The 5032-nt window shown below is 54.9% G+C and carries 5 protein-coding genes and 1 pseudogene; 5 read left to right on the plus strand and 1 reads right to left on the minus strand.

All coding sequences use genetic code 11. The features are described from left to right. The 4 genes and pseudogenes from Q1B08_RS20825 to Q1B08_RS20835 all read left to right on the plus strand — a co-directional run. Positions 1-421 (plus strand): hypothetical protein (locus tag Q1B08_RS20825; protein WP_299823119.1); only part of this gene is annotated, 421 nt, incomplete at its 5' end. 417 nt (positions 422-838) lie between these two features. After that, positions 839-1210, plus strand: a pseudogene (locus tag Q1B08_RS22210) (DUF262 domain-containing protein); the annotation flags it as partial. A gap of 189 nt (positions 1211-1399) precedes the next feature. Continuing rightward, positions 1400-1888, plus strand: a complete 489-nt coding sequence (locus Q1B08_RS20830) for a hypothetical protein (RefSeq protein ID WP_299823122.1) — start codon at positions 1400-1402, stop codon at positions 1886-1888. A gap of 6 nt (positions 1889-1894) precedes the next feature. Next, positions 1895-2491, plus strand: coding sequence for a hypothetical protein (locus tag Q1B08_RS20835; protein ID WP_299823125.1), 597 nt, complete (start codon positions 1895-1897; stop codon positions 2489-2491). 496 nt (positions 2492-2987) lie between these two features. Here Q1B08_RS20835 and Q1B08_RS20840 read toward each other — a convergent pair whose 3' ends face one another. Next, positions 2988-3509 (minus strand): hypothetical protein, encoded by a 522-nt coding sequence (locus tag Q1B08_RS20840; RefSeq protein ID WP_299823128.1) that lies wholly within the window; start codon positions 3507-3509, stop codon positions 2988-2990. A 374-nt stretch (positions 3510-3883) separates the two neighbouring features. Between Q1B08_RS20840 and Q1B08_RS20845 the strand changes: the two genes are divergently transcribed. Continuing rightward, complete coding sequence (locus Q1B08_RS20845) at positions 3884-4474, plus strand: transposase (RefSeq protein WP_299823131.1); 591 nt, start codon at positions 3884-3886, stop codon at positions 4472-4474. Positions 4475-5032: the final 558 nt, after the last annotated feature.

Below are 5032 nucleotides of genomic sequence, written 5' to 3' on the forward strand. Positions count from 1 at the left end.
TGCCGCCATCCGGGCGGCGCCGTCGCATCTCCGGATCGGCGACCTGATCTGCGTGCATGCCGGGCTGGACCCGTGCACCCCGGACGACATCCATCTCGCCCGGGACCGCCCCGTAGACGACGACACGCACTGGGCATGGATCCGTAATGAGTCCCTGACCTGGCAGGGCGGATGGGATGTCGATCCCGAAACCGGGCAACGCTGGATCGGACCGACAGTCGTCGTACATGGGCATACGCCGGCGGTCCGAACGTCGCTGGCGGAGACGACCGGCGAACTGCCGCAGATGGACGGGGTGGAGGACTACCGGGCGATCTGCCTCGACGCCGGGGCGGCGTACAGGCCGCAGCTCGGATGGGCGCGGTTTGCAAGGGAGGGCGAGAAGAGCGTCGGACGGATCGGGGTGGTCTTCGTCGGCTAGTCCGGATGAAAACCAAGGGGGCTGAGATGCCTGGAATGTCTCGGGAGGGCGGAGGGCGGCCGTTCGCTGCGCCTATGGCCAAAGGCCTACAATAAGATGAAGCGGTCGTTCGCTACACATACCGCGGAGCAAGTACATGGAGAAGGAATCTGTCTGGGAACTATGTAGAGGAGGCGCCGCAGGACGAGGGCGAAATTCTGACCATGTTAATGACGAAAAAATGGCTGACAAGGCAACTAATCGTTTTAGCATGTGAAGCTACCCTCTTAGTGTCACGACGGAATATTGGGAAATTTGGCTATGGCTGACGAGTTTGAGTTTGAAGACGAGGACGAACCAGAGGTCCAGGAGGACAGCTTTGCTCGGTTTTCTGAGGCAGTTCTATACTCGACGGATTAGACCGTTGAAACGCTTCTAAATCAACTACGTCGGGGAAACATCCAACTCAATCCAAATTTCCAGAGGCGGGATGCTTGGAGTAATTCAAGAAAGAGTCTCTTTATCGAGTCGATACTTATTGGTCTCCCAATACCGCAGCTTGTCCTTGCCGAGATCCCGACCGAGAAGGGGCGGTATCTGGTTCTGGACGGCAAGCAAAGGCTACTTTCCCTGCTCAAATTCACCGGTGGCGGTGAGGGGCCTGGGGAGGGATTTGCGTTGTCAGGCTTACACGCGAGACGTGACCTCCAACGGGTGCGTTATTCCCGAATGGAGGCCGACGCTGCACTTGAGGGGGACTTGAATTCATTCCTCAATTACACAATAAGAACAGTAATTATTCGGAACTAGCCGAATAGAGATTTTCTCTATCAGGTGTTCTTGAGGTTGAACACTCAAAGCGTGAAGCTTTCGCCACAGGAATTGCGCCAAGCGATCGCTCCAGGGCCGTTCACTACATTCGTCGATGATTTTTCCGCCGATTCAAGAGAAATCCAACGTCTTCTTGGGCGATCAAGCCCAGATCCTCGGATGAGAGACGTGGAGATCCTTGTTCGGTATCTGGCGTTTCAAACCCACCTCGCGGACTATCGAGGGCGTATGAAGAGTTTTCTCGATGAAACGTGCATACAGGGAAATGATAGCTGGGGGCAAAATGAGCAAACCTTCCGTCAGCTATCCGGCTCGCTTGATGAAGGAATAAGAACGCTTTTTAGGGTTTTCGAGGATCAGCTTGCTCGCAAGCCCGGTTCCCGATCATTCAATCGCGCCATATTCGACGCGCTTTCATATTATGCATCAGAGGCGGAGGTTAGGGAGTCTATGGAAGAAAACTCTGAACTGCTCCGCCCTGCATACAATGAGCTTTTCTCTGACCCAGGTTTTAAGGATGCTATAGAGAGTGATACTGCGGGCATACCGAACACCGTGATCCGTTTAAGAAAATGGGGTGAGACTCTGAATGCTGTCTGTGGTTTGCAGCTTGCCCCTCCCCATACTGTTGATGGCCGAATTCAATTTAATGGGTGACTGCCAGTGCCATCCAGCCATTACAGAGAGTTGAAGAAAAATGCTCAATCATTGCGAAAGCACCTTCTTCCGGCCAAGTTCAATCCTATGGGAGATTATCGCGAGCGTGTTTTCACAGGAGTTGTCGCGTTCAGAATTTTGTGCCACGCAGCTATAGAGGAATATTTTGAAGTTCGAGCGATTGAAATAGCCAAGAGTGCTCTTTCTCAATGTCGTACTACTGGCAAAGTATCATTGCCGGCCATTGCTCTGATGGGTTTTAGTGGCCGTGAGCATGGGCTTCCGCCCCACACCATCGACCCTCCCGAACCTAGCAAGAAGAAGGCGTGGCCATCCGAGATCGAAATAAAGCAAAGACTGAATGATTGCACAAGCTCTTTTGTCCAGCGGATTTCAAGGGACAATCACGGCGTTCGGGAGAGAAATATACTTTCAATGCTGATTCCGATTGGAATAGATCCTGTGGATATTGACCGACTATTTCTTTCTGAGATCGACAACTTCGGAATGTCTCGAGGCGACTACGCCCATAAAGCTCCTTCAATTCACACTGCCAAAAGGCCAGATCCGAAAGATGAACTCTCAAAGATCCAAAATTATTGAATCTTATTGATCCTGTGGACAAGAAGCTCGATAGCTTGCTTGCGCTCACAAAAGCAAAGTAAACTCGAGCGATTTCGCTGAATATCCACTATGTGACGAAAGTGACGATATCGCAGTTGCCGCGAGGCGCCTAACTTGCCGCACTGCTGCATTTCCGCCTTGAGCCTATATTGATCGACGCAGCGAGCACACAACTTAAAGCGCCGTAAAATTCACGCAGAACTCGAGGTCCTTAGCTCTGCATAAACGTCCCACCCGGTCAAATAGTCATGATTGCTTAGTGCCTCATGTACTCGACTGAGCTTTTTATCTCTTGGAATGTTGCGTACCTTTCCACGCCAATACTGTCCTAGATCCCCAACAATGGGCCAACTGAGGTTGCGCGCAAACGTCCCTACCTTACCCTGGTGAAAAATTGGCTGTACAACATGGAGCGACAGATGGTCATCAACTTTCTTATGGATTTCCAAGCAGGCTTTGCCTCGGTAACGGGCATCTAGATCCCATTGGAAGTAGCTCCATTCCGACGCGTTGTAAGGCGCATTTTCGGGTAGCTCTTCAGCCGCAGACCGCTGTTCATTCCAGTCCTTTCATTCCAGTCCTTCTCCAGAATTTTCGGATTGGCTGTTCCTTCAGAAATGATGACTGGCAATGGTCCGAACACGTCGGAGCGGTGGAGGAGCGTACTGACTGGATCCTCAGTTCCTGCACCACCCTTCGGCTTTGAAATACCGCTCAAAGTAGCAGCGAGAGGTCGGCGACCAAAACGTTCTCGACATGTTTGGAGGTGTTTATCGGACGCATCTTGGCCTTCATCGTAAAACTTCTTTGCCAGCTTAAGCACCGCCTGTGCGTCTGTGCCTTTCATTACTACCCCGGCTTCGGCATGCCCAGTTCCTCCCCAGTTTAAACCAGGAGCAGACGCATTTGTCGAACCAAGCACCGCTCGTTTTTCCGATGCGTACATTTTGGCGTGCAGCGTTGGGTGAACTCGAACGTGACCAGGAAGCATCTTCATTAATGCCTCAAGTTCTTCCGGGTTTGTACCGCCGTGCGCAACGTTGAGAACAACATGGACATTCTTCGCTCGGGCAGAAAGTTTTAACGCTTTAGTCGCACCTCCCCCCAGTACGAGACGGCGAGAAAAATCTCGCCAACTGCCGTACAGACTTTACGGGCTTGTTTTGCTGTTTCTTTGCCGGTTATTATTTTGGCCACTCAAATAATCCCTCTGAAATTGTATATTTTATTTTACGGAGCCAACCTCTTTCCTACTTGTTTCATAGCGATCATCTCAACGTAAGCAAAGCCGGTTCAGGTGGACACCTCCGGAAACCTCTACCGCTCTGTGGCCTGTAATGATTCACTCCCCTTGAGACGGGGGAGGTTGCGATGTCGAAGCAGTCGGGGTTCTGGAGCGTCGAGGACCGGCTGGCGGAGATCTCGGCCGGGGGCGATCCGCTGGAGACGCTGAGCGCGACGGTGGAGTTCGAGCGCTTCCGGCCAATCCTCGAGCGCGCAACGGGCCGGCCACGCAGCTCCAAGGGCGGGCGTCCGGCGATGGACGTGGTGCTGAAGTTCCGGATGCTGGTCTTGCAGAGCCTGCATGGGCTGAGCCTGGAGGGTGGAGCGGGACAGACATTGATCCAGTGGATCGATGTCCCGCGGAACGAACGGATGGTCCGCGATAGGTTGAGTTGGATGCGTTTCTGTGGGCTCGGGATCGCCGATACGGTGCCAGACGCGAACACGCTCTGGGACTTTCGCGAGGCGCTGATCTGGGCGGATGCGCTGGACGTCCTGTTCGCGGAGATGGACCTGGCGATCAACCAGGCGGGGTTCATCCCGCGCTCGGGTCAGATCGTGGATGCGAGCCTCGTCGCGGCGCCGCGTCAAAGGAACACCCATGGCGAGAAGGCCGCGATCAAGGCCGGGAAGGCGGCCTCGGAGATCTGGCCGGAGAAGCCCGCGAAGGCGGCATAGAAGGATGTCGATGGTCGCTGGACGGTCAAATACAGCAAAGCCAAGGCGCGTGCCGATGGCTCGAAGCCCGTCGACATTGCGATCCCGATCTACCCCCTCTGTCAGGAGAGTTGTCGCCCGCTCTTGCACTGAAAGTGTACACTGAGGCGGGCGGGACAGGATGACGATTTGGCGTACTCACCGGAGAGGAAGGCGGCGGTTCTGACCAAGATGCTGCCGCCGAACAACATGCGCCTTGGGCGGCTGTCGCAGGAGGAAGGGATCTCACGGGCCACGCTTGCCAAGTGGCGGGCAGCGGCGCGGGCGAAGGGCCGGTTCCTGCCCGATGCGAATGCGGGCCCGGAGGGCTGGACCTCAGCTGACAAGCTTGCGGCGGTGATCGAGACGGCGTCGAGGGAGTGTCAGGAGTTCTGTGTATCCGGCGGCCGGTCCGGTTACGTGGCGGCCGCTCTCAGCCCCTGGCGGGGGAGAAGCGGTCCTCGAACAGTATGGCGAACTGGTTGACCGCTGTCAGCCATCCTCTGACCGTCCGCGACGTGTTCTCGTGGGCGCGGATCG

Origin of the sequence: uncultured Jannaschia sp., from assembly GCF_947494025.1 — a bacterium.
GTDB lineage: Bacteria > Pseudomonadota > Alphaproteobacteria > Rhodobacterales > Rhodobacteraceae > Jannaschia.